This is a genomic window from Dyella sp. NPDC103356 (assembly GCF_055584465.1).
In genome coordinates, this window is the sequence record NZ_JBVJLZ010000006.1 from 61838 (window position 1) to 83959 (window position 22122).

Annotated in this window: 20 protein-coding genes; 9 read left to right on the forward strand and 11 right to left on the reverse strand. The window is 62.2% G+C overall.

What is annotated here, in order from left to right; translation table 11 throughout:
- Positions 1-31: 31 nt before the first annotated feature.
- Genes ACZ6WW_RS14825 through ACZ6WW_RS14860 form a run of 8 tightly spaced genes read left to right on the forward strand, consistent with a single transcriptional unit; the run spans position 32 to position 8210 of the window.
- Positions 32-1390: a phenylacetate--CoA ligase family protein gene (locus ACZ6WW_RS14825; protein WP_465274891.1), complete on the forward strand. Its 1359-nt coding sequence runs from the start codon at positions 32-34 to the stop codon at positions 1388-1390.
- Positions 1387-2496: a GT4 family glycosyltransferase PelF gene (gene pelF, locus ACZ6WW_RS14830; protein WP_281848975.1), complete on the forward strand. Its 1110-nt coding sequence runs from the start codon at positions 1387-1389 to the stop codon at positions 2494-2496. The genes ACZ6WW_RS14825 and pelF overlap by 4 nt, the downstream gene beginning before the upstream one ends.
- Entirely contained in the window at positions 2493-3677 is a 1185-nt protein-coding gene (locus ACZ6WW_RS14835; protein ID WP_465274892.1) for a glycosyltransferase family 4 protein, read from the forward strand. The genes pelF and ACZ6WW_RS14835 overlap by 4 nt, the downstream gene beginning before the upstream one ends.
- Positions 3674-4315: a polysaccharide deacetylase family protein gene (locus tag ACZ6WW_RS14840; RefSeq protein ID WP_465274893.1), complete on the forward strand. Its 642-nt coding sequence runs from the start codon at positions 3674-3676 to the stop codon at positions 4313-4315. Before ACZ6WW_RS14835 ends, ACZ6WW_RS14840 begins: the two co-directional genes overlap by 4 nt.
- A complete protein-coding gene (locus tag ACZ6WW_RS14845; RefSeq protein WP_465274894.1) occupies positions 4312-5481 on the forward strand; it encodes a glycosyltransferase family 4 protein in 1170 nt (389 codons plus the stop codon). Before ACZ6WW_RS14840 ends, ACZ6WW_RS14845 begins: the two co-directional genes overlap by 4 nt.
- On the forward strand, positions 5481-6653 hold the full coding sequence (locus ACZ6WW_RS14850; protein WP_465274895.1) for a hypothetical protein: 1173 nt from the start codon (positions 5481-5483) through the stop codon (positions 6651-6653). Before ACZ6WW_RS14845 ends, ACZ6WW_RS14850 begins: the two co-directional genes overlap by 1 nt.
- On the forward strand, positions 6646-7434 hold the full coding sequence (locus ACZ6WW_RS14855) for a formyltransferase family protein (RefSeq protein WP_465274896.1): 789 nt from the start codon (positions 6646-6648) through the stop codon (positions 7432-7434). Before ACZ6WW_RS14850 ends, ACZ6WW_RS14855 begins: the two co-directional genes overlap by 8 nt.
- Positions 7431-8210: a polysaccharide deacetylase family protein gene (locus ACZ6WW_RS14860; protein WP_465274897.1), complete on the forward strand. Its 780-nt coding sequence runs from the start codon at positions 7431-7433 to the stop codon at positions 8208-8210. The genes ACZ6WW_RS14855 and ACZ6WW_RS14860 overlap by 4 nt, the downstream gene beginning before the upstream one ends.
- A 542-nt stretch (positions 8211-8752) precedes the next feature.
- On the opposite strand, the gene ACZ6WW_RS14865 is transcribed toward ACZ6WW_RS14860, so the two are convergent.
- Genes ACZ6WW_RS14865 through ACZ6WW_RS14910 form a run of 10 tightly spaced genes read right to left on the reverse strand, consistent with a single transcriptional unit; the run spans position 8753 to position 20095 of the window.
- A complete protein-coding gene (locus ACZ6WW_RS14865) occupies positions 8753-9892 on the reverse strand; it encodes a GNAT family N-acetyltransferase (protein WP_465274898.1) in 1140 nt (379 codons plus the stop codon).
- A complete protein-coding gene (locus ACZ6WW_RS14870) occupies positions 9889-11436 on the reverse strand; it encodes an oligosaccharide flippase family protein (RefSeq protein WP_465274899.1) in 1548 nt (515 codons plus the stop codon). Before ACZ6WW_RS14870 ends, ACZ6WW_RS14865 begins: the two co-directional genes overlap by 4 nt.
- Entirely contained in the window at positions 11433-13103 is a 1671-nt protein-coding gene (locus tag ACZ6WW_RS14875) for a hypothetical protein (RefSeq protein ID WP_465274900.1), read from the reverse strand. Before ACZ6WW_RS14875 ends, ACZ6WW_RS14870 begins: the two co-directional genes overlap by 4 nt.
- A gap of 14 nt (positions 13104-13117) precedes the next feature.
- On the reverse strand, positions 13118-14119 hold the full coding sequence (gene galE, locus ACZ6WW_RS14880; RefSeq protein ID WP_465274901.1) for a UDP-glucose 4-epimerase GalE: 1002 nt from the start codon (positions 14117-14119) through the stop codon (positions 13118-13120).
- A complete protein-coding gene (locus ACZ6WW_RS14885; protein WP_281848986.1) occupies positions 14116-14952 on the reverse strand; it encodes an alpha/beta fold hydrolase in 837 nt (278 codons plus the stop codon). The genes galE and ACZ6WW_RS14885 overlap by 4 nt, the downstream gene beginning before the upstream one ends.
- Positions 14949-15719 carry an alpha/beta fold hydrolase gene (locus ACZ6WW_RS14890; RefSeq protein WP_465274902.1) on the reverse strand — a complete coding sequence of 257 codons (771 nt, stop codon included), beginning with the start codon at positions 15717-15719 and terminating at the stop codon, positions 14949-14951. The genes ACZ6WW_RS14885 and ACZ6WW_RS14890 overlap by 4 nt, the downstream gene beginning before the upstream one ends.
- On the reverse strand, positions 15716-17038 hold the full coding sequence (locus ACZ6WW_RS14895; RefSeq protein WP_465274903.1) for a hypothetical protein: 1323 nt from the start codon (positions 17036-17038) through the stop codon (positions 15716-15718). The genes ACZ6WW_RS14890 and ACZ6WW_RS14895 overlap by 4 nt, the downstream gene beginning before the upstream one ends.
- A gap of 60 nt (positions 17039-17098) precedes the next feature.
- Complete coding sequence (locus ACZ6WW_RS14900; protein ID WP_465274904.1) at positions 17099-17881, reverse strand: CpsD/CapB family tyrosine-protein kinase; 783 nt, start codon at positions 17879-17881, stop codon at positions 17099-17101.
- Positions 17882-17883: 2 nt separating this feature from the next.
- Positions 17884-19428, reverse strand: a complete 1545-nt coding sequence (locus ACZ6WW_RS14905; RefSeq protein ID WP_465274905.1) for an XrtA system polysaccharide chain length determinant — start codon at positions 19426-19428, stop codon at positions 17884-17886.
- Positions 19429-19468: 40 nt separating this feature from the next.
- Positions 19469-20095 carry an XrtA/PEP-CTERM system exopolysaccharide export protein gene (locus ACZ6WW_RS14910; protein ID WP_465274906.1) on the reverse strand — a complete coding sequence of 209 codons (627 nt, stop codon included), beginning with the start codon at positions 20093-20095 and terminating at the stop codon, positions 19469-19471.
- A gap of 173 nt (positions 20096-20268) precedes the next feature.
- Here ACZ6WW_RS14910 and ACZ6WW_RS14915 point away from each other — a divergent pair, with 173 nt between their 5' ends.
- On the forward strand, positions 20269-21000 hold the full coding sequence (locus ACZ6WW_RS14915; protein ID WP_465274907.1) for a YdcF family protein: 732 nt from the start codon (positions 20269-20271) through the stop codon (positions 20998-21000).
- Between the two features lie 198 nt (positions 21001-21198).
- On the opposite strand, the gene ACZ6WW_RS14920 is transcribed toward ACZ6WW_RS14915, so the two are convergent.
- A complete protein-coding gene (locus ACZ6WW_RS14920; RefSeq protein ID WP_465274908.1) occupies positions 21199-22116 on the reverse strand; it encodes a LysR family transcriptional regulator in 918 nt (305 codons plus the stop codon).
- Positions 22117-22122: the final 6 nt, after the last annotated feature.

Below are 22122 nucleotides of genomic sequence, written 5' to 3' on the forward strand. Positions count from 1 at the left end.
CGATCATTGAATTTCCAGGGAGACCGACGCCATGAGCGGCTGGTACGAAACGACGTTCCGCAAGGCGCTGTACCCGGCCTACGAAAGTGGCTTGCGCGGGCGACGTACGCTGGCCTATCTCGACGACTATCAGCACGATCAATGGCTGAGCCCGGAACGGATCGCGGCCCTGCAATGGCAACGTCTCAAGCGCCTGCTCGAACATTGCTACAACGAGGTGCCCTATTACCGCAAACGCTGGAGGGCACTGGATATCGCGCCGGCCGATATTCACAACCTTGCCGACTATGCGCGTCTGCCGGTGCTCACCAAGGCCGATATTCGCGACCATTTCGACGACCTGAAAGCCGAGTCCCTGCGCGACAAGCTTCTCTACAAGGCCACGGGCGGCTCGACCGGCGAACCGCTGCGATTCGGCTATACGCGCGAAAGCAACGACCGGCGCGTTGCGGTGATGTGGCGCGGCTACGATTGGGCCGGCTCGCGGATGGGCCGCCGTACGCTGTATCTGTGGGGTGGCTCCGTAGGCGAGCCCACGCGTGCGCATCAGCTGAAGGACCGCATGTACAACGCGCTGTTCGCGCGGCGTGTGCTGAACACCTTCCACATGACCGACGCCAATATGGCGCAGTACGCGGACGCGATCGATCAGTATCGACCCGAAATCATCGTTGCCTACGTCGGCCCCTTGCTGCGCCTCTCGCAATGGCTGATCGCCAACGGGCGCAAGCCCTGGCAACCCCAGGCCATCATCGGCGGCGCCGAAGCGCTGCACGATTTTCAACGAACGATCATCGAGCAGGCCTTCGGCTGCCCCGCGTACAACACGTATGGCTGCCGCGAATTCATGCTGGTCGCCGCCGAGTGCGAGCAGCATCGCGGGCTTCACGTCAATGCCGATCACCTGGTGGTCGAGTTGCGCCAGTCCGGCGACACCCACACGGAGTCGCAGGCCGGCGAAGTGATCATTACCGATCTCTTCAACTACGGCATGCCGTTCGTGCGCTACCTCAATGGCGACATGGCCACCGCGTCGGACGAACAATGCGCCTGTGGCCGCGGCTTGCCGATGCTGGCGCGCGTCGACGGCCGCGTACTCGACACTATTCGCACACCGGCCGGCCATGCCTTGCCGGGTGAATTCTTCCCGCACATGCTCAAGGACGTGCCTGGACTGGCTCGCTTTCAACTGGTGCAGCGCGAGCTGGACCGGCTCGACCTTACCATCGTGCGCGGCGATGGCTTCGACGAGAACTCGCTTGCCTATATCCGACGCGAAGTCGGCAAGGTTCTGGGCGACAGCGTCCAGCTCCAGTGCCACTTTACCGACGACATTCCGTTGACGCGTAGCGGCAAGTTGCGCGTGACCGTGTCCGAGCTGGCGCCATGAACATCACCCACTTCGTCGAGAACCTCGACCGTGGCGGCCTGGAGCGCATGGTGCTCGAACTGGTCAAGCTGCAACATCGGCAAGGCCATCGCTGCCAGGTCGTCTGCCTCTACGAACGCGGCTCACAGGCCCATGAGCTTCATGACCTGGGCATTCCGGTCACGGCTTGCGATAAACGGCAAGGACTGGATCTGCGCGCGTTGGCGCGCGCGCGGCAGCTGATACGTAACCACGCTACCGAAGTGCTTCACACGCACAACGCGGTAGCGCATTACCAGGCGGTATGGGCAGCCTATGGGCTGGGCACGCGGCAGGTCATCAATACCCGGCACGGCATGGGCAGCAACCAACGCGCGGCCCGACGCGAATGGCTCTATCGCCGCGCCTTGGCGAGTACCGACACGGTCGTCGCCGTCTGCGAAGCGGCACGCGACGATGCGATCCGGCGCGGCATCGTACCGATGGCCAAGACACGCGTCGTCCCGAACGGAATCCAGGTCGGCAGCTTCCAGGCAGCATCGAACACCATGCGCCGGCGCCTGCAGGACCGACTCGGCCTGCCCGAGCAGACACAGCTGATCGGCAACGTGGGGCGCCTCAACTGGGCCAAGGACCAGGCCGGCCTGATCCGCTCCTTCCGCCGCGTCAATGACCAGCTCCCGGACACCGCCTTGTTGCTGGTCGGCGAAGGCGAACTGCGCAAGGACCTTGAAGTCAGGGCCGCCGAAGAAGGCGTCACCGATCGCGTGCATTTCCTCGGCGATCGCAACGATGTGCACGAGCTGCTGCAGGGTCTGGATCTGTTCGTGCTCTCGTCCGTGAGCGAAGGCTATTCGCTGGCCCTGCTCGAAGCAGGCGCTGCCGCCTTGCCGATCGTCGCCACCGATGTCGGTGGCAATAGAGAAATCATTCGCGACGGCAAGACCGGACGACTGGTACCCGCGGGCGACCCGATCGTGCTGGCCGACACCATGCTTTCGCTGTTGCGCAATCCATTCGAAGCACGTGCCCTGGGCAAGTCGGCGCGCAGCTGGGTCGAACAACACGGTTCATTGGACGCCATGGCCGGCAGCTATGCCCGGCTCTATCTGGGCTCGCCCGCATGAGCGACGCGATGAAGATCCTGGTACTCACCAACCTGTTCCCGACGCCGTGGGATCCCTTGCGCGGCGCATTCAATCGCCAGCAGTTCGAGCGACTCGGGCAGCGCCATGAGGTCGACGTACTGGTCGCGGTGGATTTCCGTGAACGACTGCGGCGCGCGCCGGCTGCGGTGCACGTGCCGAATGTCCGCACCGATTACTTCTCCTTCGTCTATCCGCCGGGCATCGGACGCTTCCTGCATGCCTTGTTCTGGCTGCTTTGCCTGCTCTGGCAACGCGGCCGTCGGCTGCGCGCAGCACACTACGATTGCATGCTGGTGAGCTGGGCCTATCCCGACGGCGCGGCGGTGAGCTGGCTGGCCCGTCGCCTGGGCATTCCGTGCGTGCTGAAAGTGCATGGCAGCGACCTGAATGTGCAGGCCCAATACGCGTTACGCCGCCCGCAGATTCGCTACGCACTGCATCACGCCGATGCGGTCGTGTCGGTCAGCCAGGCGCTGGCGGACAAGGCCATTGCGCTTGGCGCGGATCCCTCCCGGGTGCATGTGCTCTACAACGGTGTCAACCAGGCATTGTTTGCACCGGGCCTGCGCAGTGAAGCGCGAGCCCGGCTGGGGCTCGCCACAACAACACCGCTATTGCTCTATGTCGGCAATCTCAAGGTAAGCAAGGGCTGCCTCGATCTGCTCGAAGCCTTTCCGGCGGTGCGTGCCCGGTATCCGGCAGCCCGGCTGATCTATGTGGGCAATGGCCCCGACCGCGATGCACTGCGCGCGCGCATCGTTGCGCTGGGCTGCCAGGCGCAAGTCGAACTTGCCGGCGCGGCGGCCCACGACGCACTGGGTGACTGGTTCCGCGCGGCGGATCTGTTGTGCCTGCCCAGCCACAACGAAGGTGTACCGAATGTCGTGCTCGAGGCCATGGCTTGCGGTACGCCGGTGGTGGCGACACGCGTGGGGGGCATTCCCGAGGTCGTTCCCGACTACGCCGGCATCCTTGTCCCGCCACACGATCCCGCCGCGCTGTCCGAAGCGCTGATCGAAGCGAGCGGGCGGCACTGGGATCCACGCAAGATTGCGCTGCACGCGGGCGGTTTTCGCTGGGAAGACAATGTGGACCGGCTGGAACGCGTGCTGCAGGAAGTCGTCGTACATGGCACCGCGGCATGGGAGGCCCGGGTATGAATATGCGGCCGAGAAAACAACAACTGCTCGGGCTACTGCCCGACTCGCTGGTCATGACGCATGGCGCTCGCCAGGGAAGCACCCGCTATCTGACCTTCGATGACGGCCCCGATCCGGATTACACCCCGCCGTTGCTGGATTTGCTTGCCAAGCATGGCGTGCGCGCCAGCTTCTTTCTTGTTGGCGAAAAGATCGAACGCCATCCGCGCCTGGTTCGGCGCATCGTCGATGAAGGTCATCTGGTCGGCAATCACTCTTACAGCCACTGGTCGTTCAAGAACATGACGACGGCCAAGAAGCTTCGTGAGATCCACAGTACCGATGCCTTGCTTCAGACGTTCGACAGGCGCAAGCATCATCTTATGCGCCCGCCGCACGGCTACGTCGGAGCCGACCTGCTGTGGCATTTCGCCAGGGAGCGTCGCAGCTTTGCCTATTGGTCGTACGACAGCCTCGACTATCAGGAACGACCGACCGACGCCTTGATTGCTCAGTTGCGCAACTCGCCGCCTCGCGCCGGCGATATCGTCCTGATGCATGACGACAGCGATCGAGCGCGGGCGGCGTTGAGTGTCATGCTGCCCGAGTGGCTGATCGATGGCTATCTGTTCGACGTACTGCCGGGGGAGGCAGGATGAACATCATTTATCACCACCGCACGCGTGGCAGGCATGTCGAGGGAGTGCATATCCGTGGCGTGGTGCACGCGCTGCGTGAACTGAAACACGACGTAACGGTGATCTCGTTCCCGGGCGCCGACCCCGAGCACGAGCCAGCCATCGCCACGAGCGCGACCCGTCGCGGGCTGCTTGCCGCGATGGTCACCGGCCTGCCGGGCGTCCTGTTCGAATTCCTGGAGATCGGCTACAACCTGGTTACCTTGCTGCGAATGAGTGCAGCGATCCGTCGCCTGCGTCCGCAGCTTATTTACGAGCGTTACTCGCTATTCCTGTTTGCCACGGTGTGGCTCGCGCGGTGGCGGCGCATTCCCATCATCCTGGAAATCAACGACTCGGCACTGGTCGAGCGCGTGCGCCCGTTACGACTGAAAGCGCTGGCACGTCGCATCGAAGGCTGGTGCATGCGCCAATGCACCGGTCTGGTGTTTATTTCCAGCTACTTCCGCGAACAGGCCGAAACGGCGTATGGCGACATAGCCCCCGCAGTGATTTCGCCCAATGCGGTCGACCTGGCCCGCTTCGATCCTTCGCGTTTCGACCATGCCGGCCTGCGCGCCGAGCGCGGCCTGACCGGGCGCATCGTCTGCGGCCATATCGGTGTGTTCGCACACTGGCATGGCGTCGATGCGTTTGTGGAAGCGATCGCCGCGCGTCTTGCCGAAGTACCGCAACTGGCCCTGGTCTTCGTCGGCGACGGGCGCACCCTGCCCGCCGTACGCGCGCTGGTCGCCGAACGCGGGCTGGCCGATCGCGTGCTGTTGCCCGGCCGCGTCGCCCATGACGAGATCGCCAGTTGGATCGCCTGCATGGATTACGCCGTGCTGCCCAATTCGAACCGCTACGGCTCACCCATGAAACTGTTCGAGTTCATGGGCATGGGTGTAGCCGTCGTGGCACCCGATTACGCGCCGGTGGCCGAGGTCATCGGCGACGGCCATACCGGCTGGCTGTTCCCGCAAGGCGAAACGGCAACCTGCGTGCAGCGCGTACTCGACCTGGCCACGCAGGAAGAAGAACGCCGTCGCGTCGGCGCCGCGGCACGCGACTACATCGTGCGCGAACGCCAATGGCGCAACAACGCCGAGCAGCTGCTTGGGCTGCTGCCGGCCACGGAGTCACGCTGATGTGGACGATACTGATCGCGCTGCTTGCCGCGTTTGTCGTACTCGTGATCGGCCTGCTGGCCTGGGCGATTCGTGCGCGAAACATGCAGATCTGGCTAGGCAGCTATCTGCGCCGACGCCGGCCGGTTCCCACCAAAGGGCCGGTCCATGTGATGTTCTGCTTCGTCGACCACTTCGAACCGGCCTGGGGCAAGGTCGACCTGGAAACCCAGCGCGCACGCGTCGACCGCTGGTGCCGGGACTATCGGTCATTGGCCTCCGCTCACCGCGATGCGGACGGCCGCCATCCTCAACACACGTTCTTCTATCCGGAAGAGGAATATCTCGAGGAACATCTGGACAAGGTAGCCGCGCTCTGCGCCGACGGTTATGGCGAGCTTGAGATTCACCTGCACCACGACAACGATACGGCAGAAAACTTTCGCGAAACCATTTCACGTTTCAACGAGCTGCTGCACGAGCGTCACGGCGCCCTGCCGCGCGACCCGGTAACCGGACAGCTACGCTTCGGCTTTATCCATGGCAACTGGTGCCTGGACAATTCACGCGCCGACGGGCGCTGGTGCGGCATCAACAACGAGCTGATCCTGCTGCGCGAGCTGGGCTGTTATGCCGACTTCACCCTGCCCTCCGCACCCAGCGACACGCAGACGCGCACCATCAATTCGATCTACTACGCCACCGACGACCCGCTGCGACCGAAATCGCACAACACGGGGGTGCCGGTTCGCGTTGGCGGCAAGCCATCGGGCGACCTGATGATCGTGCAGGGTCCGCTCGGGCTGAATTGGCGCGAACGCCGGTTCGGCTTGATCCCCCGTATCGAGAATGCCGATGTGCGGCGGGCCTGTCCGCCCACGCCGGCTCGCGTGGATGCGTGGGTGCGCACTGGCATCCATGTCGAAGGACGGCCGGAATGGATTTTTATCAAGGTGCACACCCATGGCACGCAGGAGCGGGATATGGACACCCTGCTCGGCGCCGCGGCGCACACCATGCACGATCACCTGGAGCGGGCGTACAACGACGGTGTAAATCACGTCCTGCATTACGTCACTTCGCGCGAGATGTACAACATCATCAAGGCCGCCGAAGCCGGCAAGGACGGCAACCCCAACGCCTGGCGGGATTTCGAGCTGCCGGTACCGTCAAAGGGGATGGCCTATGCGTAGCGTACTGATCTGTCATGCCGGCGACGATTTCGACCGCGAAGGTCTGGCCGCATGGCTGGCGTCGTTCTCGCAGCTGGCCGGCGTCGTCGTGTTGCAGGAGAACTCAGCGCAGAAACGCGCCCGAGTGCGCCGCGAAATTCGAAGGGTCGGCTGGATGCGGTTCCTGGACGTCGTGGCCATGCGGCTCTATCAACGCTTTGCGCTTGCCACCCGCGACCGCCACTGGATGCAGTGGGCCTTGACGGCCATGCACAATCGCTACGGCTCGCCACCTCAGGTTCCCGTCATCGTTGCCAGCGACGTCAACGATGCCGACGTGATGGCCTTCCTGCGCAAGGCCAAGCCCGACTTCGTCCTTGCCCGCTGCAAGCAACTGATCAAGAAGAAGCTGATCAAACTGCCACGGCTGGGCTGCTTTGTACTGCACCCGGGGATATGCCCCGAATATCGCAACGCGCATGGTTGCTTCTGGGCGCTGGCGCAACGCGATCTCGACCGGGTCGGCATGACCCTGCTCAAGGTCGATGCCGGCGTCGATACCGGGCCCGTCTATGGCTATTACCGCTACTCGTTCGACGAGCGCCAGGAATCGCATGTGGTGATCCAGTACCGCGTCGTGATGGAAAACCTCGACGCCATCGCCACGCGACTCAAGGACATCGATGCCGGCACCGCGAAACCGCTGGACACCAGCAACCGCGCCAGCGCCGCGTGGGGGCAACCCTGGTTGACGCGCTATCTGCGCTGGCAGCGCGAGGCCATGCGAGTCCAGACCTCATGAGCTGCGCCGCACTGATGTATCACGATGTCGTCGTCCCCGGGGCGAGCGATGCGAGCGGGTTTCCCGGCCCGGCTGCCGCACACTACAAGCTCGATGTCACCGCGTTCGCCCGCCACCTCGCCGCGCTTGCACAATCGGGCCTGTCGTTCGACTCGGTCCTGACCGAGCCAACACTCGGCACCGTTCGCTGTCTGCTCACTTTCGACGACGGCGGCGCCAGTGCCGCTGCCGTAGCTACCGTGCTGGCCGAACACGGCATGATCGGGCATTTTTTCATCACCACGGCGCACATCGGAACACCCGGCTTTGTCACCTACAGCGACATACTCGCGCTACGCGCGGCCGGTCATGTCGTAGGCACCCATTCGCATACGCATCCGGCAGAGATGTCCAGGCTGTCGCCCACCGTTCTTGCCTCGGAGTGGCGCTTGAGTACTGATCGCCTGAGCCACTTGCTGGGCGAACCGGTCACCGTCGGTTCGGTACCGGGCGGATTTTATTCGACCGATGTGGCAAGAGCGGCAGCCGCCGCTGGCATCCGTTACCTGTTTACCTCCGAACCCTCCACAAGCACATGGCAAGTGGATGGCTGTACCGTTTTAGGGCGATACGCGCTTTGGCAGGACTCACCGGCATCGCTGGCAGTCGCGCTTGCCCTGGGCACGCAAGGCGCCCGGCAACTGCAATGGTTGGCGTGGAATGCGAAGAAGCCGCTGAAGCGCTGGGCGCGGCCGGTTTATCGGGTGGTGCGTGGGAGTTTGTTGAGGGCGCGCTGATCTGCGAGAGAAAGCGAATAGATCGTCTGAACACCGAGACAGGAACGAAGCCATAACGCCACTGGATTCCGGCCTTCGCCGGAATGACGAGAGGGGTAGCAAGGCAGAGGAGCTTTAAGTCCTCACCGCCACGACGCCTCGCGCACAGGTTCGGCGTACATCAGAAGCGCCGGAAGCGTCCCCTATCGGTTCGAGTAGACGGTCCGAACGGTTTTATCCCTCAATGCTGCTCAGAGCCTTGGCTCTAAAGGCCATTCTCTCTTTGGTTACTTTCTCTTTACTCCGGACCTAAAGGTCCTCCGCCCTCCGGGCCGGCTTCGCCGTTCGCACTACGTGCGTGGGCCAGCAAAGAGAAAGTGACTCGCTCGCCGGCAGGCGAGTGAAACGCCCGCTGCGTAAGCGGCCAGGTCGCCCGAACACACAGGCAAGAACCGGGCACAGCCGAAACCGGCTTCATATTTTCAAGCACAACGCACGGTTACATCACGGCCTGTCGCGACTGAAGTCGCTCCTACAAACATCTTGAAACGCCTAGCTTCGTATCAATCTGTCTTACGCATTGCCTTGTGCGCACGCTGGTACAACCGGCGCACAGGCGCAATCACTCCGAAGCAGAGGCGCGGCAGCAGTCCGCGAACCACATACAGCGACCCACATGCAGTTTGCCGATCAGCAAGCACCCGCTTGTACTGATTATCGCCATACCCAAAATCGATAACTTCCCCAGGATAACGATCAAGCAAATCCTGCACCGCTTGAAACACCAGCGCCGACCCCACGCCCAGCGACGCGAATTCTTCGTCATACCCCGTATCGTCGAGCAGATAACGCCCACCCAACCGATAACCATGCACATAAGCGATCGGACGCTCACCCAGCATCAACATATGACCGATAACCTGCTCTCCTGCGGCCAAATGCTGAAACAGGTTGCGTCGCGCGGGCAGTTCCCAATCGATCGCCTGCGCGGACGCATGCCAGCTACGTGCATAGACCTGGTTCATCAGCGCCGCGTATTCGTCGATCTGCTCCGCACGATCAAACAGACGCAACTCAGCCTGGTCGCCCAGCTTCTTGTACACATTGCGCAACCGCCGCGTCAGGTCATTACGCCGCTTCGAACCGAGCGTAGCCAGATACGCCGCCGATGAGCCTTGCGGTTGGATCACCCAGTTCAGTTGATCGAGCAGATTGGCCTGGACGGTGGCGAACGTTCGCTTACCTTGCGACAACGCCGCCGCAAATCGATTAGGCAGCTCCGTTTCCTGGATCCGCATGACACGCACCGAGCGATCCCGCTGCAACACGTCGGCAATCATCCGCTCGACCAGGGAACGATCGTCGGGCAATGCTACGACGCCGGCACCCAGCAAACGCCATGTCCGGCCGCGGTAGATCGAAACCCGATACTTGCCCAGCGCCAGTTGGGCGCGGTGCTGCTCCACCAGGAAGGGAGCGTAACCAATCACCTGCCCCAGCCCGTTGCTGGCAACCACCAGATGCAGGGTCGCCTCCGAACCACGCCACGCCAACTCGAACGCCAGCCAATCAGGGTGCTGGACAATGCCCGAGGCAGCGCCCGTGGTTTCGGCCAGTCGCGCCAGTTCGTCGCGCGATGCATGCAGCGCCACGGTGGTACCGATCACCGTACAGGACAAGCGCGCTTCCTGAGGCGTAGTCATGGCACGGAGTTCACGGGAGGCCGCTGCAGGTTGTTCAAGCCACGCATCACCATGCGTCCCGGCGGACCGAGCCGAGCGGCGATCGAAGCCATCAGGCGGAAGTCGTCACTGCTCCAGTACCCCACCCACACGCTGCCCGGCGTGAAGATGGCGACGAACACGACGCTGCCGAGCAGGAATCCGTAGTGCCCTGGTGTCCACGCCGTCACCAGCCACGCAGCGCCCGTCGCCATCGCACCGACCACGAACAACTTTGCCATGGCCGCCACCGGCAGACCGTGGCTGGTGGCCCGGCGCAGGTAATAAATCGCCAGGCCCAGCTCGGTCAGTCGCGTTGCCGCATAAGCGAGGACGGCACCCGGCAGGCCAAGCGGCGGTACCAGCAACAGTCCGAATACGGCATTGGCGACAAGCGAAACAACCGTCACGCGTACGCGATCGGCTTGACGGTCCACCACGGTCTGGAAGGCGCCGATCCCGTTTCCTATAAGCAGCAAGCCCGCCAGGACCAGGAAGGACTCGATGGCCGGGATGGCATCGACATAGCGGTTGCCGTACATCAAGGTGACGATCTCAGGTGTCGTCACAAAGCCGAGCCCCGCAATAATCAAGCCGACCGCCCAATAGAAACGCGTGGCCTCGGCCAGGAAATATGCCGTACGGTCGTGGCCGTGCTCGCCGAACGACTTGGCCATGTAAGGCAGCAAGGTGCTGGTCAGTCCCACCGAGAAAAGCTGCACGGCACCGCGCGTCAGTGTCACCGCGATCGCAAAGAAACCTACCGCCGTGGAACCGCTGAACGTATTGAGCAGGAACACCTCAAAAGTACCGGCCTTGAAGGAGCCCAGCAGTACCAGCATCGCCGTCAGTCGCAGATGCCGCGACAGCCGCGCACGCATTTCCACGGGGATCGGACCGGCTTCATAAGGCTGACAGTAACGACGATAGGCAAATCGATTGATCAGATTGAGCAGCAGCGACGCAATCGCAAACAGTGCGATGAATGCCAACAGCCCTGCATGTGCCAGCGTCGCCCCGATCACCAGCACGATACCGATGGCTCCCGCGCCCACCACGGCTATCGCTTCGGGCTCGAAATGTTCCTGGCCTTTCTCGATGGCCACCAGCATGCCGTAATTGGCTTTGGCCACCGTCGCGATGACGACCAGGCCAGTCACCGGCAGAAGGAAACCCTCCCACTCGTCCGGCCTGACGATAAAGACGACCAGCAGAAAGATCGCCATCACGATCAGCGAGCTCAGATGCTGCACCTGGCTCAGGCGATAGGCGATATGCGATGCAATACGGGTTGCACCGGAGCCATCGGCTTCGGCGATAAACTTGGTCGACGATGTCGTCAAGGCGTGGTTGCTGCAGGTAATCAGCCAGCCGCACAACCATACGGTAAACGCGTAACGGCCGAAGTCGGCCGGTCCCAACGCTCGCGCAATCCAGATGCTGACGACCAGGCCGAGCGCGTATTCGATATAACTCGACACCGAAACGATGGTCACGCTGCGCAGTACGGCCAGACGACGATTCATGGCGTAGCCCGCCGGGCTATCGTGAGCGCAGCGCCACTACCTGGCGGCTGGCGGATCAGCCATTGCGCGACGCCGCTGCCGCGGTTGTTCCAGTTGAAGCGCCGCAAGGTATCGTCGGCAGCGGCACAGGTCTTGTCGTAGGAGGCGGCCAATGCATCGAAACGATGCTTCAACGCGGCGCGTTGCGTCGGGTCGCGCTCGAAGTAATAGGCCGCGGCAATCGGCAATCCCAGCTCGACGTTGTGGGCATCGCTGTACCAGCCTTCCGATTCCTGGATACCGGTGATGGCCTGGTCGGTCGCATGCGCGGACGACCAGTACCAGGCGATCTGTCCACCGGCACCGGAACAGGGATTGCGCCAATCATGCGGATGGACCAACCGTTCCTGCGCGATCCAACCATAACGTTCGAGATACCGGCCGAAGCCGGTAATCATTTCAGGGATGCGCGGATCGTCGGTTACCAACCATGCGTGCCACAGCCCGTCGATAATATTCTCCGTCATCCACGGCGAGCTACCACGCACGTCAGTGCCGGGATTCCAGCTATCGTTCTCGTGCAGATTCCAACTGTTGCGCCACGAGCCGTCGTTGCCCAACTGGTCCGGATTGTTGTGCTGATGATCGTAAAGCCAGCCGACGCGCTCGTTGATGCGTTCCAGATAGCGCTTGTCGCCGGTCAGCTCATAACCGCTGACCGTTTCCAGCAAGCCGAGCCCGGCCAGCCGTTCGGTGAAATAGTCCGAAGCGTGCCGATAAGGACCGGCACGATTGTTCCAGCCGCCGTTCTGCCAAAGCGTCATCATATGGTCGACCGTGGCCGCATCGTGCTCGCTGTCGTCGCCGGTCAGGGCCAGCGAAAGCAGGATCGGTTCCAGGTAGACATATTTCACGTCGCAAGGCTTGTCGCCATAGGTCCAGCCGCCGGCGCATTGCGGGCTGATAGGCAAGCCATCGCGACGGATGTATTTCATGTAGAAGCGATAGCTGAGATCGGCCGCCTGCAGATAGTCGAAACGACCGGTGCGTATATACGCCTTGTAAAGCGTCGAGGGACGGTCGAACAGCCAGGCCGTCGGGTCGCTCGCCGGTAGCTTCTTCGCCCATTGGAACTGCGCGGCAACGTAGCCGGCATACGCTTCGTCGGACGCGGCCGGCAGTTGCGGGCCCGCCAGCAACGAGGCGCATAGCCAGCTCGGTGTCAACGTTGCCAATACCGCCGGGGCGCGCAAACCCTGCCCGCTGTCGACCAGTCCATTTGCATAAGGCCAACCGGCAAGATCGTGCTGTCGCGGCTGACCGAGTGCAAAGTAATAAGTGGCCGGTTTGGCGTCCAGATGAGCACGAAACTGAGCGCGCACCGCACGCACGCTACCGTCCTTGGCATACCACAACAGTGTCGCCTGCACGGCCGCGGGCACTTCCATGCCCTTGTCGTCGAGGATGCGTACAAGGCGCGCATCGCGCAGCATGCCGGGCGGAAACGGAATACCCACCGTCACCTGCACATCGGCATCCGTCCCGGCGTTTCTGTGCAACACCATGCTTTGCTCAGGCACCACACCCGGCGGCAAGGAAGCCGGCTTCGGTGCGCTTCCCTTGGCAAAGGCACCCGCCGCCATCGTCATGGCGACGATGCCGGCTAGCAGAATCAGTATCCTTGGCATACGACGACCATCGGCTAGGCCACCGACGTCAATGGCGATTTACGGGCGAGCTGCCACTCCCACATCAGCGCCGTGCGCACGATGAAGTCCAGATCGTCGTATTGCGGTTGCCAACCCAGCACCTGCTTGAGTCGCATGCTGCTGGCAATCAGTTTGGGCAAGTCCCCCGGTCGGCGCGGCAGCTCGAGCACGTTCAACGGCTGTCCGCCGACGCGCTCCACGGCATCGATCACTTCGCGCACGCTGTAGCCGTGTCCATAACCGCAATTGAGCGTCAGCGAGTCGCCGCCGTCGCGCAGATGATCGAGGGCGTGCAGATGCGCCGAGGCCAGGTCGTCGACATGGATATAGTCGCGGATCCCCGTCCCATCAGGCGTGTCGTAATCGGTACCGAATACCGAGAGACTGGCACGCTTGCCGACCGCGTGCTCGCAGGCCACCTTGATGAGCAGGGTCGCCTGCGGCGTGGAATGCCCGATGCGCCCTTGCGGGTCGCAGCCGGCCACATTGAAGTAACGCAGAATGACATGCCGCATGGCACCGGTTGCACAGTGATCGCGCAACATGGTTTCGGACATCAGCTTGGAGGTGCCGTACGGATTGATCGGCTGGGTCGGCGTGTCTTCGTTGGCAACGCCATCGGAGGTAAAGCCGTACACCGCGGCCGTGGACGAAAAAATGAACTTGTCCACGCCGGCCTCGGCGCAGCAAGCCAACAGATTGCGGGTATTGCAGGTGTTGTTGCCATAGTACTTGAGCGGATCGCTTACCGATTCGGGCACCACGGTGTGCGCCGCGAAATGCAGGACGGCATCGACCTGATGTTCGGCGATGACCCGGGAAACGAGCGAGGTGTCGCCAACGTTGCCGACGACGAGCTCGGCGCCGCGTACCGCTTCGCGAAAACCGGTGCTCAGGTTGTCGATGACGACGACACGGTCGCCACGCGCAACCAGCTGCTGCACCACATGGCTGCCTATATAGCCGGCGCCTCCGGTAACAAGAACCTTGTTCATGCTCGTGTACCCGCTTTAACGATAGGGAAGTTCTCTGCTATCCAGTGCTCGATGTTGTCGAGCAAGCGGTGGCGATCGCCGGTCAAGATATAGGTGTGGTCGCTTTCCCGCAGAAAACTGGTACTGACGTAGGGATGGCTCATGACGCTGCCAAAGCATTCGCGAAACTGGCGCGCGTGATTGAAGTAGTTGCTGATGCCACCGCTATAGATCAGACACAGCCGCATGCCGCGCTCGATCATGCCGGCCAGATCCGTGCGTACGACCGCCTGCGGCGAAGGCGCCACGGCGAAGACCGGCTCCGGGCTGCGCGGCGCAGCAACCTGCTGGTTGCGACTACGCGTAAGCGCATGACGCCAACGTTCCATATCGAACAGGCGCGGGACGTAGTGCCGCACGCGATAGCCGAAGGTGCGATACGCATAACCGTCGAGAAACACCACGCCGGCCACCTTGTTGTCGTTGCAGGCCACGCTGTGGGCGTTCTGAGCGCCGGAACAAAGACCAATCAGCACGAAACGATTGCAACCGGCCTGCTGCCCGAGCAGCGTCATGGCATCGTCGACATCGGCGCAAACCTGCTGCACTTTCGTCTGCGACTCGCCGCTGGAGCCGCTGTCGCCCAATGTGGATAAATCAAAGCGCAGGGTTGGATAGCCCTGGGCATTGAGACGCCGGGTCATTTCCACATGCAGGCGGAACGGGCCGATGCGATGAACCAGACCGGCATTGAGCACGATCACGCCGACGGCGGCTGACGCTTCGTCCGGCACCCCAGCGATACCGACCAAGTGCCTGGCACGCCCGAAACGGAAGGCCTGCTCGCGTGTCATGCCGAGGCCCTCACATGGCTGGTCACGGTCTGAATGAGCGGATGCGACAAGATCGCCACCTCCAGACGATTCAGATCGTCCCAGGGCGCGGCCGGCTCCAGCCTCTTGACCGAGATATTGGCTACGCCGCTGTCAGGCAGCTCGCCGAGCGAGTCCAGCACCAGCGTGGGCACCGACGAGGTATCCAGCTGCAATTCGGTAATCTGGCCGCGCAAGCGCTCACTGGTCGCAAATCCCAACCATTGCTCGGCGACATCCGATGCCGAACGCGGACGTGTGAATCGTTGTCGGTCCTGTCGCAACGCCGACTGCATGGCATCAAGGCGCGACACGTAGCTTCCGCCATCGAACACCGGATCCCAGGCCACCAGGCCGGCGAAGCGAGCGGCGGGTGCCGCGGCGATGGCCATGCTGCCGCCCAGGCGTGCACCAAAGGCAATCACCCGGTCGGCGCCGCTACGCCTGCGCAATTCGTCGGCAGCGGTGGCGATATCCGCCACGCAGCGCTCCCAGTCGACATCCGCGCTCCCGCCTGCGGAATCGCCCGTGCCGTAGTAGTCGAAACGTAGCGCGGCAATACCCTCGCCCGCCAAGGCATTGGCTAGCTGGCGATACAGCCGATGGCAGCGGATATGATCCTGACCCAACGGCGGACACAACAGCACTGCGCGACGCGCAGGCCCACCGGTGGCATGAAAGAGTCCGAACAGCGCCGCGTCGTCGCCGAAGTAAAAGGGCAGCTCGGCTTCTGGGCTGGTAATCATCATCGCCGGTACACCACGCCAAAAAAAAGCTCGGTTTCGCGATAGCTCTGATCCACCGCGTTACTGTTTCGCCGCTGGCGGATCACCGATGCGTGCCAGCTCCAATGCGGTGTCCACTGGCTGTTCAAGTCGAGACCGAAACGCAGGGTTCGATCGGTGCGATTGAGCGTCTGGTATTCGAGCTTCTCGCCAGCCGCGAACGCCGAAAGCAGCAGGGTGGGCCGCAACCGATAGGTTGCGTTGAGGCTGCCGCCACGCCCCACCTGGTCGAAAGTCGGATCGTTGAGGTAATGCAGCTTCCGATAGACAGGCGCGACCGAGAACGTCCAGCGCTCGGTGTTGAACGTGTAGGTCGCCTCCAGCAATCGCTGCAGATACACCTGCGAATCGATGACGGCGCTACCCGTGCTGATGCCGCTCCCGGTCACAGTGCCGCCACCGAGGTCGGTGATCGTGGTCTGCCCCGGCGTGAGCATCATGTCCTGTGCCGCATCCGCGTATTCGTAGGATCCGGACACCGTGAATCCCGTGCGCAAGGTCGGCTGCCAGCCCAGCGTCACGCGCGCCATCGGACTGGAATCGCTGGGCGCGTGATCGAAGCTCAGTTGCGACCAGCCAATCAATATGTCGGCGTTGAATTTCGCCAACTTGCTGGTGTAACGCAGAAAGCCTTCATTGCGCGTGTAGTTCGGGCCGGCATCGGCACCGTTTTCAAAACTCACCCGCTGCGTCTCGACGTTGGCCGACAACTGATCGGTGGGGCTGATATCGCGGAACACACGAAACGCGGCAACACCACGCGATGAATTGAACTCGCTGACTTTCGACGCATAGCTGTTGATGTAGCGAAGCTCGGCCTGGCCGCGCATGGCGTCGCCGAACTGCAGATGCAGTGTCGGACCTACCGAAAGCACATTGGTCTGCTGCTGGTTGTCGGGCGCATTGCTCGCCAGCGAATCCACCGGCTGCACGGCCGCATAGTCCTCGACGGACAAGTCCAGCCGCTGCGGCAAGACCGTCCAGTTGGCCTGCCCCGCGAGCTGGGTCTGGGTCTGGTTGTCGAAACGACTCCCCGGATAATCGCGATACTCGAGCGTACCGAGCACATTCGCCTGAAACGTGGACCCTTGCTGCTGATAGGTAAAATTGAGCCCCGGAATGAGTACGTTCTGGCTGATCGGGTCGGTCGTGCTCAGCGTGATGTTGTCGCTATGTTCGATGCCCATATACAGCGAATAGTCGAACTTGCCCGCCCATACCGCGCCAGGGGCGGCGGCAAACACGAGCAAAAGAGCACGAGCAAGCGTAGTGGAAGCCGGCATCATCCTTTCCCGGTAGCTTTAGCGGCGTGAAGTTGTGCATCGACAGCGTTGAAAACCGCTCTAGGGCGGCTGATTGAAAACCACCCCGGCGAGCTTGTCCGGCTCGAAATTAGCCACGGCCTGGCTGATCGATGCCGGTGTATCGCGGCCGTAACCGGCGACCACCACCACGAAATCGGCCAGGTCCGAAAGAATGCGTGCATCGGGCGAGCCCTTGATGGCCGGCCCGTCGAGAAACAGATAGCGATCGGCGTAGCGGCTGCGCAGCGAATCGATGGCGGTACGCATCCGTGACGAAGAAAAATACTCGCCACCGTTTTCCCGTGCCCTGCCCGACGGAATCAGGCGCAGGCGCGGAATGCCGGTGGGATAGATGATCGATTCGATGCCGCGCGCCTGATGCTCCAGCAGATCGATCAGGCCGCCATTGACCGGCAGGACGCCCAGTTCCTTGTGCTGATTGGGATAGCGAAGATTGCAATCCACCAGCAGGCTGGTCTTGGTTTCGTCAAACGCAAAGGCCGCAGCGAGATTGCGCGCAACGAAGCTGCCACCGCAATGCGGACTGACCGAAACCACCAGCGTGACGAAGTTTTGCCGACCCGCCAGTTCGAGCAGACGCGTGCGAATGCCGCGAAACGCATCGGAGTGCCGGCGAGCCGACTCTTCGCGATGGATCATGCGACGCTCTTCGAGCTGCAGCGGAGCGAGAGCACCGGCCTGCTCGCTCATCAGCGCGATCGAGTGACTATGCGACGAGCGCGTCTCGATACTGCTGGCCGCAGCCTGCAGCACATCGCTGATGTGATGGGAGAACATTTTCTCGCTGTCTTCGTTCTTCATATCTACCCCTTCATCCGGAGCCAGAACAGGGCCAGATAGATGGCGGCCACTCCGACGACTATCAGCAGCAGCATCGAATTGTTCAGCTGCTCGCGCCGGCGATCGCGCGGCGTCGGATAGAACGGAATCGACGCCAGCACAGGCAAGCCCGTGGTGTGCTCGAGCTGCCAGGCCGAACGCACACGCGGGTCGAAACGAACCAGCGCAAACAGCAGGCCGAATGGGACCGCCAGCGACATGGCAAGGCCCGCCACGCTGAAGTGCATGAAGCGCAGACCCGACGGAGTCAACGGCATCACTGCCGGGTTCTGGATCAGGAAGGTGAGACCACGCTGCTCGGCGTCCAGGTTCATCGACACGCGAGCGTTTTCGCGGCGCTTGAGCAAGTCCTGGTAGACATCGCGATTGACGTTGTAATCACGTGTCAGTTCAGCAGTCACGTTTTCCGAATTGGCGATGCGTTTGCTGCGTTCCAGCTCGGACTGCAGCATCGACTCGCTGGCGCCGATCCGTGCTGCCGCACCCGCGGCGTCGCCGCGCGCGCCAGCGAGTTGGATCTTCAGCTGCTGATACAGCGGATTCATCTGCACGGCGTTGTCCAATGGCATCGGCGTGCCGGAGCGCTCGGCGCTCTGCTTGAGCTGTTCGGACTGCGCCAGCTGCTGGCGCAAATCCTGTATCTGATGCCGCAGGCGGATCACGTCCGGGTATTCGTCGGTATACGTCAGCAGCAAGGTGTCGAGCTGACTCTGCAGGCCGGCCAGCTGAGTCTGATAAAGGCCGCCGGTGGTCTGCACCGCATTGACTTCGGACTCGCCGTTCAATTGCGCAGAGAGCGCCGCTTGCTGCGATTGCTTCTCCATCATGTACATGCGCGTGCTTTCGATCTGCGTGCGCAATTGGCTGATCCGGGTATTGGTATCCGCCTCGCTGCCAGGCCGCGCGTCCGCATTGGCGTCGCGATAGATCTTCAGCTTGTCTTCGGCGTCGGTAAGCTTTTTACGGTAGGTTTCCACCTGGCTGTTGATGAACTCATAAGCGTCGCGACTCTCGCGCTGCTTGGATGCCAGACTTTCGCTGATGAACAGCTGGGCCAACTGCCGGGTGACGTCAAAGGCCCGCTTGGGATCGGAGTCGGAATAACTGATGGTGATCAGGTTGTCGCGTGAGGTCTGCACGATGGTGCGCGACTTGATGCCTTCGATAAGGCGATCCTGCTCGACCGGCGTAGGGTTCGTCGCCATCCAGCCGCCGATGGCCAGTATTTCGCCCATCACCTTGCGGCTGAAAATCACGTCACGCGCGATGCCCGCGCGGTTCTTGTTGGCGGTGGGCGATGCAGCCCCCTCCATCAATGGCGTGATGATGCTGCTTTCCTGCGCCAGGATGGTGGTGGACGCCTCGTATTTCTTCGGCCACAACAGGCCGGCGGCTAGCGCGACCAGCGCGATAACGGCAAACAGCAGCGCCAGTCCGACACGGCGCCTTCGCGCTTCGCTGATCAAGGCGGGCAACGCCCCACCGAAAGGTACTAATTCCGCGCTCATGACATCCCCCTTGAATCCCTTTGAAACCGCTCCCGTGACATCAGAAAGCTCGCTGCGGCACCGTGATCACGTCGCCGGGCTGCACCGGATAGTTATTGGCCAGGTCACCCTGTTGCAGAATTTTTTCCAGGCGCACCGCGTATGACGTGGTGTTGTCGCCATCACTGCTCCTGCGATACAGCTCGGTGCGGTCGGGTGCGGCAAATTCCGTCGTACCGCCGGCCGCCAATACGGCATCGAGTACCGTCATGCCCTGCCGGTACGGAATCGAAATCGGGCTGCGCACGGCGCCGGTCACACGCACGCGCGATAGATATTCGTGGCTGCGCAGCGCGGTAAGAATCACGGCAACCTGCGGGTCGCGTATGAACGATTGCAGCTTGTCCTTGATCTGACCGGAGACTTCTTCGGTGGTCTTGCCGCCGGCAACGACGTCGCCGATCAGCGGCACCGTAATCTTGCCGTCCGGGCGAACCGGCACGCTGACGCTCAGATCCGGGTTGTGCCACACAGTGATCTGCAGCTGATCGTCGACGCCGATCAAATAGGTATTGACCGCCTGCGCATCGCCTGCCGGTTTCGGTGGCGCACTGGTGCTTCCGCCTGTGGCACATGCGGTCAACAGGGCGGCCAGACCTACGATCAAAAGGCTGCGCAAATTCTTCATTTGGGCTCACACCAATGTCTGAAACTGTAAACCACACTACACTAGTTGCCCTTGACGAAAACGATCGCAAACGATCTAGAAAGCTCAGCTAGCCGGCCTATGCCGTTGGTCGGATAGGGCAATGGCATGCTCCTTGCGAAACTCCGCAACGCCTTTTCGGCGACACGGATCCCATGGGTTTAGTCCAACAGCTCGGCCACCTGACCCACCCCGCGCTACACACGGCGCTCCTGTTGGTCATCGGTATCTTTTTTATCTATCGGCGACGTTATGGCGCAGGCGCGTCGGCGATCGCATTGGGCGTGCTGTGGCTTGCGCTGTGCTCCGCACCGACATTCGCTACCTGGTTGCAACGCGGACTGGAGCGGCCGTATGCACAACGCGATGCATCGGGCTACCCGAAGGCCGATGCCATCGTCGTGCTGGGTGGCGGGAAGTTATCCAATGATCCGGACTGGGACAGTGACGATCCCGACATGCAAGCAACCCGGCTTGGTTTTGGTTTGCAGCTTTTTCAGGATGGACGTGCCGGCACATTGCTTTTGTCCGGTGCCGACCAGGCGTTGAAGATGGCGCACCGATTGCAACAGGCAGGCGTGCCGGACGCGGCGCTGATCGTCGAGGGTGCCAGCCGCAATACACATCAGAATGCGCTTTATTCGATCGCCATGCTGAAGCAACGGAAATTGCGCCATGTTCTGTTGGTGACGTCGGGTATTCATATGCCGCGTGCTGAAGCGAGCTTCGCGCGGCAGGGTGTGGCGGTGATTCCTGCGCCTGCGCCTGATGAATATCAGGGGCCTTCGAGTTCGTGGTGGCCGCGGCGGGCTGCGCTTACGCTGAGTGCGCGGTGCCTGCGGGAATATCTTGGGATGTGGGTTTATAGGGTGCGTGGGTGGGTTTGAGTTGATTCTGGCACCGAGGGCTTAAAGCCCCCCTCACCCTAACCCTCTCCCCCGGCTGAGCCAGGGGAGAGGGGACTGACTGAGGGGAACCTCAGTGCTTGGCCTTCTCGTCACTTGCTCCCTCTCCCCTGGCTTCGCCGGGGGAGAGGGTTGGGTGAGGGGGCTGGGTGCTCGCGGGAGCCTCTCCTATCGCGCAGGCTAAGGCTGCACACTGATCCCCTGCGTCAGTCGCTTGGCCAGTCGTGGATTGCGCAGTTGCTCCAGCCACCACGCCAACGCCCTGCCCTCATGATCGCTATGCCACGCCACATAAAGCGTATTGGGTTCACGCTCCTCGGCAACGCGCTTTTCGACAAGATCGCCGCTACGAAGTAAGGTCGATACGCGATGACGCGGCAGCCAGCCAACACCCAGGCCTTCACGCTGCGACAGGATCTTCGCGCGCATGCTCGGCACGGCCAAGGTAGCCTGACCGCCAAGTACGCCATAACCCCGCCCGCCGACACCGCGCGACGAATCGGCAACAACGACTGCCCGGTACGGCGTGAGCTGCTCCTGCTGCAGCGGCTCCTTGACCTTGGCCAGCGGATGACGAGGCGATATGGCAAATACCCATTCGACGACACCCAACTCGAACCAGCGCAGCCTGGGCATCGATGGGGGCTCGTTGGTGGCGCCCACCACCAGATCGGCGCGTCCGTCGCGCAGCGCTTCCCACGTACCGCTAAGCACTTCGTGTGTCAGGCGCAAGGCAACACCCGACTCCAACGCATCGAAAGCACGTACCACCGGCAACAGCGTTTCGTACTCGAGAAGCTCGTCCGTCACGATCCACAGGCGGTCTTCCCAACCATGCGCCACCTGTTTCACGCGCCGGGTCAGGCGGGATACGTCCAGCGACAAGCGTGCCGCCTCTTGCGCCAGCAATTGGCCGGCCGGGGTCAGCTGCAAGCGATAGCGCCGCCGATCGAACAGCAACGCGTCGAAGCGCGCCTCCAGTTGCCGCGCCGCATGCGAAACGGTCGAGGGCGCTTTTCCCAGTCGCGCAGCCGCACGGGTCAGGCTTCCACTGGCTTGAATGGCTTCCAGCAAGGCCAATTCATCGTCGGACAACATATTCGA

What these genes read in the sequence shown, in the direction of transcription:
- ACZ6WW_RS14825 (WP_465274891.1), top strand. Translation starts at nt 32, where the DNA reads ATGAGCGGCTGGTACGAAACGACGTTCCGCAAGGCGCTGTACCCGGCC.
- pelF (WP_281848975.1), top strand. Translation starts at nt 1,387, where the DNA reads ATGAACATCACCCACTTCGTCGAGAACCTCGACCGTGGCGGCCTGGAG.
- ACZ6WW_RS14835 (WP_465274892.1), top strand. Translation starts at nt 2,493, where the DNA reads ATGAGCGACGCGATGAAGATCCTGGTACTCACCAACCTGTTCCCGACG.
- ACZ6WW_RS14840 (WP_465274893.1), top strand. Translation starts at nt 3,674, where the DNA reads ATGAATATGCGGCCGAGAAAACAACAACTGCTCGGGCTACTGCCCGAC.
- ACZ6WW_RS14845 (WP_465274894.1), top strand. Translation starts at nt 4,312, where the DNA reads ATGAACATCATTTATCACCACCGCACGCGTGGCAGGCATGTCGAGGGA.
- ACZ6WW_RS14850 (WP_465274895.1), top strand. Translation starts at nt 5,481, where the DNA reads ATGTGGACGATACTGATCGCGCTGCTTGCCGCGTTTGTCGTACTCGTG.
- ACZ6WW_RS14855 (WP_465274896.1), top strand. Translation starts at nt 6,646, where the DNA reads ATGCGTAGCGTACTGATCTGTCATGCCGGCGACGATTTCGACCGCGAA.
- ACZ6WW_RS14860 (WP_465274897.1), top strand. Translation starts at nt 7,431, where the DNA reads ATGAGCTGCGCCGCACTGATGTATCACGATGTCGTCGTCCCCGGGGCG.
- ACZ6WW_RS14865 (WP_465274898.1), bottom strand. Translation starts at nt 9,892, where the DNA reads ATGACTACGCCTCAGGAAGCGCGCTTGTCCTGTACGGTGATCGGTACC.
- ACZ6WW_RS14870 (WP_465274899.1), bottom strand. Translation starts at nt 11,436, where the DNA reads ATGAATCGTCGTCTGGCCGTACTGCGCAGCGTGACCATCGTTTCGGTG.
- ACZ6WW_RS14875 (WP_465274900.1), bottom strand. Translation starts at nt 13,103, where the DNA reads ATGCCAAGGATACTGATTCTGCTAGCCGGCATCGTCGCCATGACGATG.
- galE (WP_465274901.1), bottom strand. Translation starts at nt 14,119, where the DNA reads ATGAACAAGGTTCTTGTTACCGGAGGCGCCGGCTATATAGGCAGCCAT.
- ACZ6WW_RS14885 (WP_281848986.1), bottom strand. Translation starts at nt 14,952, where the DNA reads ATGACACGCGAGCAGGCCTTCCGTTTCGGGCGTGCCAGGCACTTGGTC.
- ACZ6WW_RS14890 (WP_465274902.1), bottom strand. Translation starts at nt 15,719, where the DNA reads ATGATGATTACCAGCCCAGAAGCCGAGCTGCCCTTTTACTTCGGCGAC.
- ACZ6WW_RS14895 (WP_465274903.1), bottom strand. Translation starts at nt 17,038, where the DNA reads ATGCCGGCTTCCACTACGCTTGCTCGTGCTCTTTTGCTCGTGTTTGCC.
- ACZ6WW_RS14900 (WP_465274904.1), bottom strand. Translation starts at nt 17,881, where the DNA reads ATGAAGAACGAAGACAGCGAGAAAATGTTCTCCCATCACATCAGCGAT.
- ACZ6WW_RS14905 (WP_465274905.1), bottom strand. Translation starts at nt 19,428, where the DNA reads ATGAGCGCGGAATTAGTACCTTTCGGTGGGGCGTTGCCCGCCTTGATC.
- ACZ6WW_RS14910 (WP_465274906.1), bottom strand. Translation starts at nt 20,095, where the DNA reads ATGAAGAATTTGCGCAGCCTTTTGATCGTAGGTCTGGCCGCCCTGTTG.
- ACZ6WW_RS14915 (WP_465274907.1), top strand. Translation starts at nt 20,269, where the DNA reads ATGGGTTTAGTCCAACAGCTCGGCCACCTGACCCACCCCGCGCTACAC.
- ACZ6WW_RS14920 (WP_465274908.1), bottom strand. Translation starts at nt 22,116, where the DNA reads ATGTTGTCCGACGATGAATTGGCCTTGCTGGAAGCCATTCAAGCCAGT.